Consider the following 17,560-nt stretch of genomic DNA (forward strand, 5'->3'; position numbering starts at 1 on the left):
CTGATAACTATGCCCCTCATGGTTATGCATCGGCTGATAACATGTCAAGAGGCAGACGATCGAGGAGGCAGTGACGTCATGACGCGAACCCGGATGACCGCGTCCGAACGCAGCGCGCAAGTCCTCGAAGCCGCGATCCAAGCCTTTGCCGAATCCGGTTATGCCGCAACGAAGACCGATGAGATCGCCCGGCTCGCTGGAGTTTCGCAGCCCTACGTGATCCGACTGTTCGGCACCAAGCAGCAGCTGTTCCTCGCCTGCCTACTCGAGGTCTGCGCCCGCATCGAACAGGTCTTCCGCGACGCCGAGATCGCCCCCGGCGCCGACACCCCGGAGGCACTGCGCGCCCTCGGCCACGGCTTCGACGTGTTCCTGGCCGAACGCGAACTCCCCCTTGTCCTGCTCCACGGCGCCGCCGCCAGCGCGGACCCGGCGATCGGCGACCACATGCGCGAGCGGTTCGGGCGTATGTACCGCCTGATCGGCGAACTCACCGGCGCCGACGCGGCGGAATCGCGGCGCTTCGTCGCCACCGGCATGCTGCTGACCATCATGACCGCGATGCAGGTCGCGGGCAGCAATGCGATTGCACTGCCCTGGGCTACCGAGATCCTCACCGACTTACGCAGCGCCACCACACCCGAGTGCTGAAGTCCGCGACCGGTCAGTGCGCGAGGAGGGCGGGCCAGTTCTGCGCGCCCGCCCAGTCGGCAAACGAGTGCCAGGCGACGTCGGGGTAATCCCGGCGCAGGCCGGTGACGTCGACATCGAGTCCGACAGTGGCGAAGTATTCGAACATGGCGGCCAGATCTTCGGAGTGGCGGCGAACGACAAAGAGTGGGACTTCGTGGTGCGCGATGGGGCGATCGATGGCAACGGCCAGCGCGGCAGCCAGGCGGGCCGGGGTGAGTTCGTCGGCGGCGAGGTCGATGCGGCGGTCCGCGAATTCCGCGCGACGGTCGAGCGTGAGTGCGGCGAAGGCGCCGATGTCCTCGGCGCAGATGAGGGTGAGCGGCTGGTCGGCGGGCATCGGCCAGGCGAAGGTGCCGTCACGGAGTCCGTCGAGGGTCCAGCCGGTGGCGTAGTTGTCCATGAAGGCGGCGGGCGCGATGACGGTCCACGGGACGCCGCTTGCCCGTAGATGCTCTTCGATCGCGAATTTGCTGTCGTAGTGCGGGATTCCGGTGGCACGGTCGGCATGAGCGGCGGAGGTGAAGACGATGTGGCCGACACGCGCGGCGACGGCGGCGTCGACCAGGGTGATGCCGTGGCGGGTTTCGACCGTGGTGTCGGTACCGAACGGCGTGGTCACGGCGAACAGGGAATCGACGCCCGCCAGCGCGACGTCGAGAGAGTCGCGGTGGTCGAAATCCGCGTAGTTGACCTCGGCGCCGAGGTCGCCGAGCGCTACGGCGGCAGGGCCTTCGGGAAATCGGGTGAGCGCGCGGACGCGATGACCCATGGCGAGCAGGGCGCGAGCGGTCGCTCCGCCTTGCGCGCCGGTGGCGCCGGTGACGGCGATGGTGAGCACGATGTTTCCTCCGGTATAATTTGCTGTGTGACGCATTAACTGCGTCATGCGGCAATCTAACCGGTTTAACTGCGTCGCGCAGCTAATTAAGAGGGTGATCCGGATTACAGAGCAGAGTCGACGTGCCCGCTACGCGGAGCTGTCGCGTGTTTCGCGGCAGTACATGGCCTCGTATGTCCTGTTCAACCAGGCTGTCGCCGACCATCTGGGCCTACACCCCACCGATCTGCAATGCCTGAGTCTGCTCACCGCGGAGCCGCAGCCACTCACCGTCAAACAGATCGCCGACATGACCGGACTCACCACCGGCTCCGCCACCCGCTTGGTCGATCGACTCGAACGCGACGGCTATGTGCTGCGCGAACCCGACGCCGAGGACCGCCGCCGAGTCCTTGTCTCCCCCGTGCCCGAGCGCGTCGCCCGCGTCACCGCCGTGTGGGACGACCTCGGGGAAGGCTGGCAAGCGCTACTCGATACCCACACCGAGGACGAGCTCTCGGTGATCACCGAGCACATGCGCAAGGCCGAACAGCTCAGCCACACCCAGATCGAACGACTCCGGGGCCGGAGCGCACCGTCGTGAGTACTACTTCGCGTGCTGGACGCGGGCGCTCGCGTAGAGGCAGATAGCCGCTGCCGCAGCCAGATTCAGGCTCTCGGCGCGGCCGTGGATGGGAATGCGGATGCGGTGATCGGCGCGGGCGGCGACGGCGGGGTCGAGGCCGTGGGCCTCGTTGCCGAAGAGCCAGGCAACCGGTCCGCTGAGGATGTCGTCGGCGGCGTCGAGGTCGACCTCGCCGGTGGCGGCGGTCGCGAGGATCGTCACGCCCGCGGCGGAGATCGCGTCGAGCGTCGCGGTGATATCGCGGCTGCGGGACACGGGGACGTGGAACAGGCTGCCCGCGCTGGCGCGCACGCATTTGCCGTTGTGCGGGTCGACGGTCTCGCCCGCCAGCACCACGCCGTCGGCGCCGACGGCATCGGCGACCCGGATCAGGGTGCCGGCGTTGCCGGGTTCGGCGATCTCGACAGGGACGGCGAGCATGCGCGGGCCACGGTCGAGGATCTCGCCGAGCGGCACGTCGATGAGTTCGCACACCGCGACAAGGCCGGGCGCGGTGACGGTTTCGCCGAGATGTTCGGCGGCACGATCGCTGACCAGGGTGGTGCGAACGCCGTCGGCGGCGGCACCGGCGATCAGCGCGTTCTCACGACCGGCGGCCGCGAGTGAATAGAAGATCTCCCGGACGCGACCGGTCTCCAGGGCGGCGAACACGGCGTTGGCGCCCTCGGCGAGGAACAGGCCGGACTTGCGGCGCTGGGCCGCGCGCTGGAGCTTGACAGCGGAAACGACCCGCGGGTTGCGCTCGGAGAGCGCGTCCACGGGTCGTTCCGACGGATCGCTATGTGTTGTCAAGCTCAGGCAGCGGTGGCCGGAGCGTTGACGTCGGCCGGCAGTGCGGCCTTGGCGACAGCCACCAGGCCGGCGAAGGCCTCGGCGTCGGAGACCGCGAGCTCGGCGAGGATCTTGCGGTCCACCTCGACACCAGCGGCCTTGAGGCCCTGGATGAAGCGGTTGTAGGTGATGTCGTTCAGACGCGCGGCGGCGTTGATACGAGCAATCCACAGCTTGCGGAAGTCACCCTTGCGCGCCTTGCGGTCACGGTAGGCGTAGGTCAGCGAGTGGAGCTGCTGTTCCTTGGCCTTGCGGTACAGGCGCGAACGCTGGCCCCGGTAGCCCTTGGAGGCCTCGAGGATGGAACGGCGCTTCTTCTGAGCGTTGACGGCCCTTTTGACGCGTGCCACTTTGGTAGTCCTTGATCATCTGGGGGCGCGGCGGCGCCCGAATTCGGTAGTTGTCGGCGTCCGGTTGTCCCGGCCGCGGAATCGTCGGGTTGCGACGGTCCAGCTGACCCGAAGGTCAGGCGAGACCGAGCAGCCGCTTCACGCGGGGGACGTCGACGGAAGCGACGGACTCCGTGCCTTCCAGACGACGAGTCCGGCGAGAGGACTTGTGCTCCAGGAGGTGGCGACGGTTCGCCTGCTCGCGAAGCAGCTTGCCCCGGCCGGTCACCTTGAATCGCTTCTTGGCGCCGCTGTGGGTCTTGTTCTTCGGCATGGATTCCTCTATCTAGTCGTTGAAATCGTTTACTGCGGGTCGGCCGGCGCAGCCTGCTCGGCAGGCGCGGCCTGCTCGACCGGTGCGGCCGTCTCGACCAGCGCGGCCGGTTCGGCACTGGCGGGACCGGTCGGCAGCGGCTGACGTGTCGCCGCCGGCGCCGAGGAGTCCTGCTGGGCCTTCACCCGCGTCTTCGCGCCCTTGTGGGGAGCGAGGACCATGGTCATGTTGCGGCCGTCCTGCTTGGCCGAGGTCTCGACGAACCCGAGTTCGGCCACGTCGGAGCCCAGACGCTGGAGCAACCGGAAGCCGAGTTCGGGACGCGACTGCTCACGACCGCGGAACATGATCGTGACCTTGACCTTGGACCCGGCTTCGAGGAAGCGAACAACGTTGCGCTTCTTGGTCTCGTAGTCGTGGTCGTCGATCTTCGGACGGAGCTTCTGCTCCTTGATCACGGTCTGGACCTGGTTCTTACGGGACTCGCGCGCCTTCTGCGCGGTCTCGTACTTGAACTTGCCGTAGTCCATGATCTTGCAGACCGGCGGACGGGCATCGGGTGCTACCTCGACGAGGTCGAGGTCGGCTTCGAGCGCGACGCGTAGTGCATCTTCAACACGCACGATCCCAACCTGTTCGCCGCCGGGTCCGATGAGACGAACCTCGGGAACACGGATGCGATCGTTGATGCGGGTCTCAGTGCTGATGGGGCCTCCTAGGTCAAGCGGTGTCGTCTTAACGACCGCACGCAATAACTGCAACCCCTGTTTCAACACGAAAGCCCCGCTGCGGTATTTCTCCGCGACGGGGCCCGATGTCGACCGATCGCCTACAGCCGAAGCCCTCACAGGCTCGGTTGTCGACCCCCGCGTGCCAGGCACACGGGAAACCCACCACAATGAGCGGGTGACCGGGACCGTTTATCCGAACGATTGCTCGCCGGTAACGGTGGGAGTCGGGCTCCACTTATCTGCCCCACGGATGCATGACACATCCAGGGGCGGTCGTCAGCGAAGAGCCTAGCATGGCGTTGGGCTATGACCGAATCGCACCTGGCGCGAGTATCCGGAATCAGGCTCGCTATAGCCTGATCAGCATGACTGACGAGCTCGATCCTCCTGTGCGCGACCTGGCCGACATCCCCGCCGTCGAGGTGATCAGCCGGGCCGCCGTGATGCTGATGAGCTCGGCCGCGGAGAAGCTGGGCCTGGCCGAGGAGACCCCGGATTCGGGTGCGGGCGTCGACCTCGACGAGGCGCGCCGGGTGATCACCGCGCTGGCCGGACTGGTCACCGCGTCGGTGGAGTACCTCGGCCCGCACGCGGGTCCGATCCGCGAGGGCTTGCAGGCGCTGCAGCGCGCGTTCCGCGAGGCGTCGTCGGTGCCGGACGCGCCGGGGACGGGTCCGGGCGAGAAGTACACCGGCCCGGTGCACTGAAGTTCTGTCAACGAAAAGATCCGCCGACGCAGTGCGTCGGCGGATCTTTTCTGTGTTGCGAACGAACGTCGCGTCTCAGACCACGGGGGTCGGAGTGGGGCCACCGGGGGTGACCGACACGGCCGATCCGGAGGAGATCATGTTCGCGAGTGCGGCGAGCAGGGCCGCGCTTCCGGTATCCATTACAGGCGTTCCTTTCGAATCCAGGTCAGACGGTCGGCTTGGTGGGCTCGTAAGCCAACGATGACCCGCCGGCGAGGAAACCGAGAATCTGGGCGATGAGCGCCGTGGTGGCTTCATCCATGAGGACGTTCCTTTCGAACTACACGACGATCGAGCCGTCGACAAACCGCTACGACCCGGCATTCCGGGGACGGTGAGGCGAATGTTACCTACGACTGTTTCACTTCGTGGTGCTTTCGGAAAGTCCCTTCCGGGATGTCTCGAAAGGAAGGTAGCCGGGTTCAGCGCAGCGCGGCCGCCTTTCGGGCCAACCGCTTGGCCGCAGCCGTCTCCGCCGGTGCCTTCTTCGCCGCGGGGGCGGCTTTCTCGGCAGCCTTCTTCGGTGCGGCCTTCTTCGCGGCGGGCTTCTTCGGTGCGGGCGCGGCCAGTACCTCCTTGAGGAACTGTCCGGTGTAGCTGTCCGACACTGCGGCGATGTCCTCGGGTGTGCCGGTGGCGACCACGGTGCCGCCGCCGGAGCCACCCTCGGGGCCCATGTCGACGACCCAGTCGGCGGTCTTGATGACATCGAGGTTGTGCTCGATGACGATCACCGTGTTGCCCTTGTCGACCAGTCCGTTGATCACCTTGAGCAGCTTGCGGATGTCCTCGAAGTGCAGCCCCGTGGTCGGCTCGTCGAGGATGTAGACAGTGCGCCCCATGGACCGCTTCTGCAGTTCGGCGGCCAGTTTCACGCGCTGGGCCTCACCGCCGGACAGGGTCGGCGCGCTCTGGCCGAGGCGCACATAACCCAGGCCGACCTCGACGAGGGTCTTGAGGTAGCGATGGATCGAGGTGATCGCCTCGAAGAAATCGGCGGCCTCGTCGATCGGCATGTCGAGAACCTCGGCGATGGTCTTGCCCTTGTAGTGCACCTCGAGGGTTTCCCGGTTGTAGCGGGCGCCGTGGCAGACCTCACAGGGGACGTAGACGTCCGGGAGGAAGTTCATCTCGATCTTGAGCGTGCCGTCGCCCGAGCAGGCCTCGCAGCGGCCGCCCTTGACGTTGAACGAGAACCGGCCGGGTTGATAGCCGCGCACCTTCGCCTCGGTGGTGGAGGCGAACAGGGTGCGGATCTTGTCGAAGACGCCGGTGTAGGTGGCCGGATTCGAGCGAGGGGTACGACCGATCGGCGACTGGTCGACCTGCACCAACTTGTCGAGGTTGTCGAGACCGTTGATCCTGGTGTGCCTGCCCGGCACCTGGCGGGCGCCGTTGAGTTTGTTGGCCAGGACGGTGGCCAGGATGTCGTTGACCAGGGTCGACTTGCCCGAACCCGAGACGCCGGTGACCGCGGTGAGCACACCCAGCGGGAACGCCACGTCGACATTCTGCAGATTGTGTTCGGTGGCGCCCACGACGGTGAGCCTGCGCTTCTTGTCGATCGCTCGGCGCACCAGCGGCAGCTCGATCTGCTCGCGGCCCGAAAGGTAAGCGCCGGTGAGGGATTCGGGCACGTCGAGCAGCTCGGCGTACGTGCCGCTGTGCACCACCCGGCCACCGTGTTCGCCGGCGAGCGGACCGATGTCGACCACCCAGTCCGACGCGCGGATGGTGTCCTCGTCGTGCTCGACGACGATCAGGGTGTTGCCCAGCTTCTTCAAGCGCAGCAGCGTCTCGATGAGCCTGCGGTTGTCGCGCTGGTGCAGGCCGATGGAGGGCTCGTCGAGGACATAGAGGACACCGACCAGGCCCGAACCGATCTGGGTGGCCAGCCGGATGCGCTGGGCCTCACCACCGGACAGGGTCGCGGCGGCGCGCGAGAGCGTCAGATATTCCAGGCCGACGTCGAGCAGGAAGCCGAGCCTGGCCTGGATCTCCTTGAGCACCTGACCGGCGATCGCGGTCTCGCGCTCCCCCAGCGTGAGCGAGTTCAGGAAGTGCGCGCAGTCGCCGATGGACAGCTCGCTGACCTCGGCGATCGACTTGTCGGTGCCGTCGGCCGCCAGGGTGACGGCCAGGATCTCCGGGCGCAGCCGTGAACCGTTGCAGACCGGGCACGCCACATCGCGCATGTAGCCGTCGTAGTGCTCTTTCATCTGCTCGGACTCGGTGTTCTCCATGCGCCGCTGCAGGAACGGCATCACGCCTTCGAAATCGGCGTAGTAGGAGCGCTTGCGGCCGTAGCGGTTGGTGTAAGCCACGTGCACCTGGTCGGAGCTGCCTTCCAGCACGGCCTTGCGTGCCTTCGCGGGCAGGTCGCTCCATGGGGTGTCCATGGAGAAGCCGACAGCTTCGGCCAGGCCGGAGAGCAATCGGTTGAAGTACTCGGCGGTCTGCCCGCGCGACCACGGGGCGATCGCGCCGTCGGCCAGGCTCAGGTCCGGATCGGGCACCACGAGTTCCGGGTCGACTTCCTTGCGGATGCCGAGGCCGGTGCAGTCGGGGCAGGCGCCGTAGGGCGAGTTGAAGGAGAACGAGCGCGGCTCGAGGTCTTCGATGTCGAGGGGGTGGCCGTTGGGGCAGGCCAGTCGCTCGGAGAAGCGGCGCTCGCGGTCGTGCGCGTGCTCGTCGCGGTCGACGAAATCGAGCACGACGATGCCGTCGGCCAGCCGTAGCGCGGTTTCGATCGAGTCGGTGAGGCGCTGCTTGGAGGCGGCCTTGACCGAGAGACGGTCGATGACCACCTCGACGTCGTGCTTCTCCTGCTTCTTCAGCTTCGGCGGATCGGTGAGCGGATACACCACACCGTCGACCCGCACGCGCGAGTAACCCTGGGTCTTGAGCTGGTCGAACAGGTCGACGAACTCACCCTTGCGGGTGCGCACCACCGGCGCGAGCACCTGGAACTTGAGGCCGTCGTCCATGGCGAGCACCTGGTCGACGATCTGCTGTGGGCTCTGCTTTTCGATCAGTTCGTGACACACCGGGCAGTGCGGCGTGCCCGCGCGGGCATAGAGCAGGCGCAGGTAGTCGTAGACCTCGGTGATGGTGCCGACCGTGGACCGCGGGTTGCGGTTGGTCGACTTCTGGTCGATCGACACCGCGGGCGAGAGGCCCTCGATGAAGTCGACATCCGGCTTGTCCATCTGACCGAGGAACTGTCGCGCGTAGGCCGACAGCGATTCGACGTAGCGGCGCTGCCCCTCGGCGAAGATCGTGTCGAACGCCAGGCTCGACTTCCCGGAACCGGACAGACCGGTGAACACGATCAGGCTGTCGCGCGGCAAATCCAGGTCTACACCTTTCAGGTTGTGTTCCCGAGCTCCGCGCACAGTGAGGCGTTCCGCCACCTGGTGAATCCCTTCTCCATCGTCATCCGCCGATCGGACATAATCCCCCGCCGACAATGCTAGGCGGGGGGTCCGACAGATTTGGCTGGAGCGCTGGTGCGCTCGGGTTCGCGGCCCCGCCGGTCCCGTCGATCAGGCACGGTTGCTTACTCCTTCGTCGCCTACGCAACGGCACCTGTTCGACGGGTCGGCCGCGAACCGCCGCTGCGCGACGGACCCCTCGGGGTCGGGTCGATGTCGTCGAGTTTCGGCTCTACGCCCACGATTTCAGCGATGCGGATTATGTTTGACGACAGGGGGGCATCGTTCGACATGATGAAGGAGCCGGCGTGCTCGAGGTGTTTCTGGTCGACGACCACGAGATCGTGCGGCGAGGGTTGATCGACCTGCTCGAGGGTGATCCAGAACTCACTGTGATCGGTCAGGCAGGCGGCGTCGCCGAGGCGATGGTGCGTATCCGCGAGGCCCGCCCCGACGTCGCGGTCCTCGACGTGCGGTTACCCGACGGCAACGGCATCGAACTGTGCCGCAACCTGCTCGCGGAGTTCGACGACCTGCACTGCCTGATCCTGACCTCGTTCTCCGACGAGCACGCCATGCTCGACGCCATCCTGGCCGGCGCCAGCGGCTATGTGGTGAAGAACATCGACGGGATGAAACTGGCCGACGCCATCAAACAGGTGGGCGCGGGCCACTCGCTGCTCGATACCAGGGCCGCCGACGCGCTGCGCGCCCGGCTGCGCCGCAGCGCCGAACCATCGGGGCCACTGGCCGGGCTCACCGACCAGGAACGCCGACTACTCGAACTGCTCGGCGAGGGCCTGACCAACCGGCAGATCGCCGCGCGCATGTTCCTCGCGGAGAAAACGGTCAAGAACTACGTGTCGCGGCTGCTGGCGAAACTGGGTGTGGAGCGCCGCACCCAGGCCGCCGTCCTGGCGACGAAACTGCGCGAGCCGTGACGGCTCAGGACGGGACGACGATGGTCAGGTCCCCGTCGTAGCGGCGGTAGAGCAGGTTCCCGCGGCCGGAGTGGCTGTCGGTGAAGAACAGGTAGGGCAGCCCGGCGGCGCACAACGCGTCGGAGGCCTCGTCCTCGGCGAAGATGGGAGCCGCGTCCTGAACCACCCGCACCGGCATCGCGCTCGCGGTCAGTGGCAGCTCGGCCGACGAGTCCGCCGCAGCGGTGAGCCGCTGCCTCGCCAGCGCGACACCGTGCGGGTCCGCCCAGGTGACGATGGCGTCCTCGCCGGTGTCGGCGTCGGTGAACAGGTAGGCGTCGTAGTCCATCGCGTCCAGAACGGTGCTGGCTTCCAGCGGCGTGCCGGTCATCAGGGCACAGTCCTTGCGGCGGATGATCGGCCGCGTCTCGGTGATCTGGGCCAGCGGGCGACGGGCCGGATCGGGCCACGCGCCGCGCGCTTCCTTGCCCGCGCGCCGGGCGAGCTGGCGGTCGAGCCGTTCGGCGGCGAAGGTGACCGCGAAACCGCCGGGCCCGGTGACCTGGACGCGGGTGAAGGTGTCGTTGGTACGGATATTGGCCTGCACCAGAGTCGGCTCGTCGTAGCCCTGCGGCGCGGTGACGCGCACCCTGGCCGGACTGTCGAGGTGATGCCTGCGCATCACGCGGGTGATGGCGCGAACAGCACGGGTGACGTCCTGGGCCGGCACTTCGCCGCGCGTGGTCACGGCCAGCTCCGGGTCCGCGGCGGTCGTCCAGTGCTGGGTGCTCGACAACGAATTCATCATGTGCCCCACTTCTCGATCCCAATTCCCGGTGCCCTATGCCACCACTACCGCCGGTGCGAGTGAAGGGCCGAAAGTCCCCTCATTGCGGACTAGACTTCGAATGGACTCACTCGAGGAGCTGCGAAGACGGGGTACTGCGATGGCGAACGACGGTCGGGGCGGCCGCTATTCGGCTGACCAGACGGTGTCGCGGCAGATGTTGCGCAGCCTGCTCGGCGAGGTCGCCGATCGGGTCGAAGTGATGATCGGCTCCCGCGATCGGATGGACGGTCTCGTCGAGGCCATGCTCACGGTCACCGCGGGTCTCGACCTGGACGAAACCCTGCGCACCATCGTGCGGACCGCGATGAACCTGGTCGACGCCCGCTACGGCGCGCTGGCGGTGCGCGGCCACGATCAGCAGGTCGCGCAGTTCATCGACGAGGGCATGCCGGATCAGATCCGCGACCGGATCGCCCGATTACCCGCGGGCCACGGCGTACTCGGCGCGGTGTTCGCACACAAGGCGCCGCTGCGGCTGGCCGATCTCGCCCAGCACGAATCCTCGATCGGTTTTCCGGCGGGACATCCGCCGATGCACACGTTTCTCGGTGTGCCCGTACGCATTCGGGACGAAGTGTTCGGCAGCCTCTATCTGACCGAGAAATCCGATGGACAGCCGTTCACCGAGGAAGACGAAGTCCTGGTCCTGGCGCTGGCGGCCGCGGCGGGGATCGCGGTCGACAACGCGCGACTCTACGAGCAGGCACGCACCAGGCAGGCGTGGATCGAGGCCACCCGCGATATCGCGACGGAATTCCTGGCCGGTACCGAATCCGACCGGGTGCTGGGCCATGTGGTCGATCACGCACGCGGGCTGACCGGATCGCATCAGGCCTTCCTCGCCTCGGTGCCGGTGCCCGACGAATTGCCCGGCGAAATCAGCGAATTGGTGGTCACGCAGTGGACGGGCCCCGATGCGGGCCAGGACTGGCAGACCATTCCGATCGCGGGGACAGTGGTGGGCGACGCGTTCAGCAGGCGGACGCCACTGCGCTTCGACGATGTGTCGAAGGTGACGCTCGGCGTCGAGTTCCCCGTGGCCGAATTGCCCGGCGCCGGACCGGCTCTCGTGCTGCCGCTGTGCACACCCGATGCCACCCTCGGCGTCCTGGTGACGTTCCGGCCGCCGGGTTTCGCACCGTATTCCGACGAGATGCTCGAGCTGACCGCGGCGTTCTGCGATCAGGCCGCGCTCGCGGTGCGGCTGGCCGACGCGCAGCAGCGAATGCGCGAACTCGACCTCGTCGCCGACCGCGATCGGATCGCGCGCGACCTGCACGATCATGTGATCCAGCGACTGTTCGCGATCGGCCTCACCGTGCAGGCGACCATGCCCAAAGCGGTGGTTCCCGAAGTGCGGCAACGACTTTCGACGGTGATCATGGATCTGCAAGAAGTGGTCCAGGAGATCCGCACCTCCATCTTCGATCTACACGCGGGCAGCTCCGGCCACAGTGAGGGCCTGCAGCAGCGCCTCGAGGTCGCGATCCGGCGCCAGACCGCCGACATCGCCCTGCGCGCGACGATCCAGGTATCGGGCCCGCTGTCGGTGCTCGATCCGCAGCTGGCCGACCACGCCGAGGCGGTGGTGCGCGAGGCGGTGAGCAACGCGGTGCGCCATTCCGGCGCCGACACCGTCGCCATCGTGATCGAGGTGGCCGACGATCTGGTGATCACGGTGTCCGACAACGGCTGGGGCATCCCCGCCCACGTCATCCGCAGCGGGCTGCGCAATCTCGAACAACGCGCGCAGGAGGCGGGCGGGAACTTCGAGATCGGTCCGGCCGAGCGCCCCGACGCCGACGGCAATCACCCCGAGATGCCGGGCACGCAGCTGCGCTGGGCGGTGCCGCTGCCCCAGGACGCGCCGACGACCGGCGGGTTCGCGCTCGCGGCCGGACCCGAGACGGGCGAGGACTGAGTCAGACGGGGGCCAGGACCACGGCGGCGTTGTTGCCGCCCATTCCCATCGACAGTTTCACCGTCGGTCCGTCGATCAGCGGGGTCGGGCCGTTGAGCAGTCGCGGGTGCGCGGGCGCCACAATCGGCGCCGACGCGACGATGCCACGCTCATAGGACAGTGCGATCGTGGCGACTTCGATCGCCGCGCACGCGCCCTGACTGTGCCCGGTGAGTGGTTTGAGCGCGGCGATGACGGGCCGGTCGTCGAAGACGGTGGTCATCACGTCGCGTTCGGCGGCGTCGCATTGCCTGGTCCCGGTGCCGTGCGCGTTGTAGTACGCCACGTCGGCCGCATCGATCCCGGCGTCGGCCAGTGCGCGCCGAACGCAGGCGATGATCTGGGCGTGGCCGGGATCGACCGAGACGACATGGAAGGCGTCGTTGGTCATCGCGCCGCCGAGCAGTCGTGCGTAGGGCAGCTCGACCGCGTCGGTGAGCAGCAGCGCCACCGACGCCTCGGCCATGATGAAACCGAGCGAGCCCTCCTGGAAGGGCCTGCAGGCGGTGAACGGTTCGGCATCGGCGATCGCGGCGCCGAGTCCGACGAAATGTTCGAGCATGTCCGGGGTGGCCGACAGGTCGGTGGTGACGCACAACACATCATCGACCAGACCCGCATCACGCCACATCTTCGCCGTCAGCAGGGCGACGTTGCCCGAACTGCACGCCGCCGACACATTCATCGCGGGCCCGTGGAAACCGAATTCCTGCATCACCACCGAAATGGGTGTCGACGGCAGCATCCGCAGGTAGTCGCGCGAGCGCCGATGGCCGTCGTCACGACGGTAGAAATCGCGCCAGTCGGCGACATCACCCAGGGTGAACGCGTGGATGAGGCCCACGGTGCGGCCTTCGCGGCGCCATCCACGGGCCTGCGCGTCGTCGATCGCCTCGGTGGCCGCGGCGTAGACGGCTCGCCCGAACAGGCCGGTTCCGTGCGCCGCGTCACCACCGTCGGGTATCCGCCCGACCCAGGCATGCTGATCGCGTCCGGGCCCGTAACCGGGGTACAAACGGGCGGCCGGTTTTCCCCCCATCAATCCCTGCCACAGCAGTTCGCGACCCCACCCGTAACTCGAGACGACACCGATGCCCGCGAGCGACATAGAATCGGTGCGGTGGGTCATGCCGCCCGTGAGCACGTCCGGTGTCACATCGCTCCTCGCGGATTTTCATGAAGGATCACCAGACTAGTCCGGTATGCCGTTCGCAGACCAGGCCGAGATCGGGGGTTTCGCAGTGGGAGAAGGAAGGACCGACGCGGCGAGCGCCGAGCAGCTCGCGCAGCGCTACCGGTCGCTGGTCGAACACACTCCCGATGCCATCTGTGTGCACGAGTCCGGGACGATCGTCTATGTCAATCCGGCCATGGTGCGCCTGCTCGGCGCCCGCTCGGCCGAAGACGTGCTCGGCTTGTCGATCACCGTGTTCGTCCACCCCGATTCCGTCGCGGCCATGCTCGAACGGATCGACCAGCTCACCGCCGAGGGTTCGGCATCGCCGCCCGCCGATATGGACCTGGTCCGGGTGGACGGGCGGACGGTCCCGGTCCAGACGGTGTCGGTCCTGACCGTGTGGCAGGGCGAACCGGCCTACCAGGTGGTGGTGCACGACCTCACCGCACAGCGGGCGGCCGAGGCGTCGGCGCGGCAGGCGGAAGCGTATTTCACGACCGTGGTGTCCCAGCTCGAGGAAGGCGTGCTCGTCGTCGATCGGCGGGGTCGCCTGGAGTCGATCAATCCCGCGGGCAAACGCATATTCGGCATCGCCGACTCCGAGGAGGTCATCGGGCGGCTCTTCGGTGATCTGCCGATGAAGATGCTCGACAGCGCCGGGCAGCCGTTGCCGCCGGGCAAGCATCCGATGGCGCACACCCTCGCGACCGGCGAGGTGGTTACCCAGTTCGTCTTCGGTGTCGAGCGCGCCGACGGACACCAGGTGTGGGTGTCGTGCAACTGTCGCTTGCTCAACCCGGAAAGTCCGGATTCCTCCGGGGTGTCCTCGTTCTCCGACATCACCGCGTATCGGGCCAGCAGGCGCCAGCTCGAGTTCCAGGCCACCCACGACGCACTGACCGGGCTCGCCAATCGTTCCCTGATCCTGTCGCAGCTGGCCTCGGCGCTGGCACACGAGGGCGGCAGCATGGTCACCACGGTGCTGTTCATCGACCTCGACGGGTTCAAGGCGATAAACGACACTCTGGGCCACGCCATCGGCGACACGGTGCTGCAGATCGTTGCCCAACGACTGCAGCAGGCCCTGCGCAGCGAGGACCTGGTCGGGCGCCTCGGCGGCGACGAATTCCTGGTGCTGCTGGCAGGCCATCCGCAGCGCGCCGACCTACCCGCGCTGGTGGAGCGGCTGCGCGTCACGATGTCGGAACCGATCATCGCCAGCGGTCACCGCCTCGAGGTGAGCGCCTCGGTCGGCATCACCGAACTCGGCCCGCACGAGAACCGCACGCCCGAAGCCGTGTTGCACGACGCCGACCTGGCGATGTACCGCGACAAGCCGTCGGCACATCGTGAGCTCGGTCTCGGTCAGAATCGACGCTCGAACAACACCCACGCCTCCTGACAGACTGGTCGGCGTGATCGTCGAACACGTGCTGCTACCCGTGCGCCCCGGTGCCGCCGCCGATTTCGAGGCGGCCTTCGCGCAGGCATATCCGATCATCGCGGGAATGCCCGGTTTCGGTGGGTTGTCGTTGTCGCGCTGTGTCGAGCGGCCCGACGCCTATTTGCTGCTGGTGCGGTGGGAGCAGTTGACCGACCACACCGTGGGATTCCGTGAGTCGCCGGAATATCAGCGCTGGCGTGCGCTGTTGCACCACTTCTACGAGCCTTTCCCGGTGGTCGAACACTTCACACCGGTCCTCGGTGACGAAGTCTTCCCGGTCGCGGCGGCCACGCCGGCGGACACGTAGACTCGACAACTCTGTTCTCAACGCGGTGACAAAGGAGTCCTGTTTTGCCCGACCGCCTCGCTGACGTCTCCCCCGCCGCGCACAACCGCGAGATCGAACAGGAGCAGCAGTACCTCTCGGTGCTCTACGACCGGCTCGACGCCATGCGCGAGTACGCGCAGAACCGGCTCAAGACCGTGCTTCTGGAATCCGGTGGCACCCCACAGGCGCGCAGTGAGCGCGAGTCGTTCACCCAGCTCTACAACGAGGATCTGTCCAAATACGACGCCGCCGAGCACGGTCTGTGCTTCGGCCGGATCGATCTCGAAGGCACCGAGGACGAGGCGCGCTACATCGGCAGGCTCGGCATCCTCGACGAGGACAACGACTACGAGCCGCTGCTGCTCGACTGGCGCGCTCCGCTGGCCCGCCCGTTCTACCTGGCCACCACCGCCAACCCCGAGGACGTCACCCGCCGCAGGCACATCCGCTCGCGCAATCGCGCGGTGACCGCGATCAACGACGAATACCTCGACCTCGATGCCGCCCGACGCGACGGTGTGGTCGGCACCGACGACGGTGTCGGCGGCGAGAGTGCGCTGTTGGCGGCGCTCAACGCCGCGCGCACCGGGCACATGAACGACATCGTCGAGACGATCCAGAGCGAGCAGGACGCGATCATCCGCTCCGAGCACAAGAGCGTGCTCGTGGTGCAGGGCGGGCCTGGCACCGGCAAGACCGCGGTCGCGCTGCATCGCGCGGCGTTCCTGCTCTACACCTACCGTCAGCAGTTGGCCAAGAGCGGCGTGCTGATCATCGGCCCGAACGCCACCTTCCTCGACTACATCGGCCAGGTGCTGCCCTCGCTCGGCGAGACCGGTGTGCTGCTGTCGACCATCGGTGACCTGTATCCGGGTGTGAAGGCGGTGCGCGAGGATTCGCTGCGCGCCGGGGAGATCAAGGGCTCCCTCGACATGCTCGAGGTGCTCAAGCAGGCGGTGCGCGATCGTCAGGAAGTGCCGTCGGAGCCGGTTCGCCTCGCTTTCGACGGCTATCCGGTGATGCTGGATCGCAAGATCGCGACCAGGGCGCGCGGGCGGGCCCGTTCCTCGCGGCGCCCGCACAACCTCGCCAGGCCGATCTTCGCGTCGTCGGTGATCGACGCGCTCACCGATCAGCTCGCCGCGACGATGGGCGCCGATCTGTCCGGCGGCACGAGCCTGCTCAGCTCCGCCGATCTCAGCGAGATCGGCGACGAGATGCGCGCCGACCCGCATGTACAGGCCGCGATCAGCGCGCTGTGGCCGGTGCTGTCGCCCCAGGACGTGCTCGCGGATCTACTCGCCGACCCGGCCCGGCTCGACCGCGCGGCCAAGACGCTGAGCCCGCAGGATCGCGCCGAGTTGGTGCGTTCCGACGACGGCATGTTCGGCGCGGCCGACGCCCCGTTGCTCGACGAGCTGGCCGAACTGCTCGGCGTCGACGACACCGAGGAACGCGAACGCTCGCGTCGCCGATGGCGGGCCCAGATCGAGGAGGCCCAGGACGCCCTCGACATCCTCACCGGTTCCGCACCACAGGACATCGAAGACGAACTCGATCCCGAGATCCTGATGGCCTACGACCTCATCGACGCCTCCCAGCTGGCTCAGCGCCAGGAATTCGGCAACCGGCAGACCACCGCCGAACGCGCCGCGGGCGACCGGACCTGGACCTACGGTCACGTAATCGTCGACGAGGCACAGGAACTCTCGGAGATGGCGTGGCGAATGGTGATGCGCCGCATCCCGAATCGCTGGATCACCGTCGTCGGCGATGTCGCCCAGACCGGCGATCCGGCGGGTGCGTCATCGTGGCAGCGGGTACTGGAACCCTATGTGGCACAACGCTGGAAGCTCACCGAGCTCACGGTGAACTACCGCACCCCCGCCGAGATCATGGCGGTCGCGGCCGACGTGCTCGCCGCGATCGATCCGGGCACCAAGGTGCCGCGTTCGGTTCGCGAGACCGGCAATCCCCCACGTGCCTACCGGGTGCTGCCCGCCGACGTCGTGGGCGAGGTCGCACGGTTACTCGAAGCCGAGCACGGTCCTGGCACCTCCGCGGTCCTCGCACCCGCGGCCTTGGTGCCCGAATTGTCTTCGCTGGCAGGCGAATCCGTTCAGGTGCTCACCGTGCACGATGCGAAGGGCCTCGAGTTCGACCGCGTGTACCTGGTGGAGCCGCGGGCGATCCTGGACGAGTCCCCGCGCGGACTCAACGACCTGTATGTCGCACTGACCCGCGCGACCCAGCGGCTGGCCGTGGTGCACACCGGGCAGCTTCCCGAGGTGCTGTCCTCGTTGGGCTAGGCCTCGCG

Annotated in this window: 16 protein-coding genes; 8 read left to right on the top strand and 8 right to left on the bottom strand. The window is 67.3% G+C overall.

The features are described 5' to 3' along the window. Nucleotides 1-78: 78 nt before the first annotated feature. Complete coding sequence (locus tag IBJ82_RS27360) at nucleotides 79-651, top strand: TetR/AcrR family transcriptional regulator (RefSeq protein WP_194828867.1); 573 nt, start codon at nucleotides 79-81, stop codon at nucleotides 649-651. A 13-nt stretch (nucleotides 652-664) separates the two neighbouring features. On the opposite strand, the gene IBJ82_RS27365 is transcribed toward IBJ82_RS27360, so the two are convergent. After that, nucleotides 665-1,531 (bottom strand): NmrA/HSCARG family protein, encoded by an 867-nt coding sequence (locus IBJ82_RS27365; protein ID WP_194828868.1) that lies wholly within the window; start codon nucleotides 1,529-1,531, stop codon nucleotides 665-667. Nucleotides 1,532-1,625: 94 nt separating this feature from the next. Between IBJ82_RS27365 and IBJ82_RS27370 the strand changes: the two genes are divergently transcribed. Then, the gene (locus IBJ82_RS27370) at nucleotides 1,626-2,114 is read left to right on the top strand and encodes a MarR family winged helix-turn-helix transcriptional regulator (protein WP_370585503.1); all 489 of its coding nucleotides are present in this window, start codon (nucleotides 1,626-1,628) and stop codon (nucleotides 2,112-2,114) included. Nucleotides 2,115-2,117: 3 nt separating this feature from the next. On the opposite strand, the gene IBJ82_RS27375 is transcribed toward IBJ82_RS27370, so the two are convergent. From IBJ82_RS27375 to infC, 4 genes are all read right to left on the bottom strand, one after another. Further along, nucleotides 2,118-2,915: an RNA methyltransferase gene (locus tag IBJ82_RS27375; RefSeq protein ID WP_194828870.1), complete on the bottom strand. Its 798-nt coding sequence runs from the start codon at nucleotides 2,913-2,915 to the stop codon at nucleotides 2,118-2,120. Between the two features lie 35 nt (nucleotides 2,916-2,950). Then, a complete protein-coding gene (gene rplT / locus IBJ82_RS27380) occupies nucleotides 2,951-3,337 on the bottom strand; it encodes a 50S ribosomal protein L20 (RefSeq protein ID WP_019046423.1) in 387 nt (128 codons plus the stop codon). Between the two features lie 115 nt (nucleotides 3,338-3,452). Then, nucleotides 3,453-3,650: a 50S ribosomal protein L35 gene (gene rpmI / locus IBJ82_RS27385; RefSeq protein WP_056824456.1), complete on the bottom strand. Its 198-nt coding sequence runs from the start codon at nucleotides 3,648-3,650 to the stop codon at nucleotides 3,453-3,455. Nucleotides 3,651-3,679: 29 nt separating this feature from the next. After that, entirely contained in the window at nucleotides 3,680-4,411 is a 732-nt protein-coding gene (gene infC / locus IBJ82_RS27390; protein ID WP_194828987.1) for a translation initiation factor IF-3, read from the bottom strand. A 335-nt stretch (nucleotides 4,412-4,746) separates the two neighbouring features. Here infC and IBJ82_RS27395 point away from each other — a divergent pair, with 335 nt between their 5' ends. Continuing rightward, a complete protein-coding gene (locus IBJ82_RS27395) occupies nucleotides 4,747-5,088 on the top strand; it encodes a DUF1844 domain-containing protein (RefSeq protein WP_194828871.1) in 342 nt (113 codons plus the stop codon). Between the two features lie 464 nt (nucleotides 5,089-5,552). On the opposite strand, the gene uvrA is transcribed toward IBJ82_RS27395, so the two are convergent. Further along, on the bottom strand, nucleotides 5,553-8,543 hold the full coding sequence (gene uvrA, locus IBJ82_RS27400; protein ID WP_194828872.1) for an excinuclease ABC subunit UvrA: 2,991 nt from the start codon (nucleotides 8,541-8,543) through the stop codon (nucleotides 5,553-5,555). 329 nt (nucleotides 8,544-8,872) lie between these two features. On the opposite strand from uvrA, the gene IBJ82_RS27405 reads away from it, so the two are divergent. Then, complete coding sequence (locus tag IBJ82_RS27405; RefSeq protein ID WP_056824462.1) at nucleotides 8,873-9,505, top strand: response regulator transcription factor; 633 nt, start codon at nucleotides 8,873-8,875, stop codon at nucleotides 9,503-9,505. 4 nt (nucleotides 9,506-9,509) lie between these two features. Here the strand turns inward: IBJ82_RS27405 and IBJ82_RS27410 are convergent, their stop codons facing one another. Continuing rightward, nucleotides 9,510-10,292: a sigma 54 modulation/S30EA ribosomal C-terminal domain-containing protein gene (locus tag IBJ82_RS27410; RefSeq protein ID WP_228537755.1), complete on the bottom strand. Its 783-nt coding sequence runs from the start codon at nucleotides 10,290-10,292 to the stop codon at nucleotides 9,510-9,512. A 139-nt stretch (nucleotides 10,293-10,431) separates the two neighbouring features. Here IBJ82_RS27410 and IBJ82_RS27415 point away from each other — a divergent pair, with 139 nt between their 5' ends. After that, entirely contained in the window at nucleotides 10,432-12,255 is a 1,824-nt protein-coding gene (locus IBJ82_RS27415) for a GAF domain-containing protein (protein WP_194828873.1), read from the top strand. Between the two features lies 1 nt (nucleotide 12,256). Here IBJ82_RS27415 and IBJ82_RS27420 read toward each other — a convergent pair whose 3' ends face one another. Beyond that, nucleotides 12,257-13,450, bottom strand: coding sequence for a beta-ketoacyl synthase N-terminal-like domain-containing protein (locus IBJ82_RS27420; protein WP_370585504.1), 1,194 nt, complete (start codon nucleotides 13,448-13,450; stop codon nucleotides 12,257-12,259). Between the two features lie 46 nt (nucleotides 13,451-13,496). On the opposite strand from IBJ82_RS27420, the gene IBJ82_RS27425 reads away from it, so the two are divergent. The 3 genes from IBJ82_RS27425 to IBJ82_RS27435 are packed head-to-tail and all read left to right on the top strand — an operon-like array spanning nucleotide 13,497 to nucleotide 17,552. Continuing rightward, nucleotides 13,497-14,873 (top strand): diguanylate cyclase domain-containing protein, encoded by a 1,377-nt coding sequence (locus IBJ82_RS27425; RefSeq protein ID WP_228537756.1) that lies wholly within the window; start codon nucleotides 13,497-13,499, stop codon nucleotides 14,871-14,873. Between the two features lie 13 nt (nucleotides 14,874-14,886). Further along, the gene (locus IBJ82_RS27430; RefSeq protein WP_194828874.1) at nucleotides 14,887-15,222 is read left to right on the top strand and encodes an antibiotic biosynthesis monooxygenase; all 336 of its coding nucleotides are present in this window, start codon (nucleotides 14,887-14,889) and stop codon (nucleotides 15,220-15,222) included. Between the two features lie 44 nt (nucleotides 15,223-15,266). After that, complete coding sequence (locus IBJ82_RS27435; protein ID WP_194828875.1) at nucleotides 15,267-17,552, top strand: 3'-5' exonuclease; 2,286 nt, start codon at nucleotides 15,267-15,269, stop codon at nucleotides 17,550-17,552. The last annotated feature ends 8 nt before the right edge of the window (nucleotides 17,553-17,560 follow it).

This window comes from Nocardia sp. XZ_19_231 (assembly GCF_015355705.1).
Classification (GTDB): domain Bacteria; phylum Actinomycetota; class Actinomycetes; order Mycobacteriales; family Mycobacteriaceae; genus Nocardia; species Nocardia salmonicida.

Bases quoted from the DNA above. Each gene is read 5' to 3' on its own strand.
- IBJ82_RS27360 (WP_194828867.1), top strand. From the start codon at position 79: ATGACGCGAACCCGGATGACCGCGTCCGAACGCAGCGCGCAAGTCCTC.
- rpmI (WP_056824456.1), bottom strand. From the start codon at position 3,650: ATGCCGAAGAACAAGACCCACAGCGGCGCCAAGAAGCGATTCAAGGTG.
- IBJ82_RS27395 (WP_194828871.1), top strand. From the start codon at position 4,747: ATGACTGACGAGCTCGATCCTCCTGTGCGCGACCTGGCCGACATCCCC.
- IBJ82_RS27410 (WP_228537755.1), bottom strand. From the start codon at position 10,292: ATGATGAATTCGTTGTCGAGCACCCAGCACTGGACGACCGCCGCGGAC.
- IBJ82_RS27415 (WP_194828873.1), top strand. From the start codon at position 10,432: ATGGCGAACGACGGTCGGGGCGGCCGCTATTCGGCTGACCAGACGGTG.
- IBJ82_RS27425 (WP_228537756.1), top strand. From the start codon at position 13,497: ATGCCGTTCGCAGACCAGGCCGAGATCGGGGGTTTCGCAGTGGGAGAA.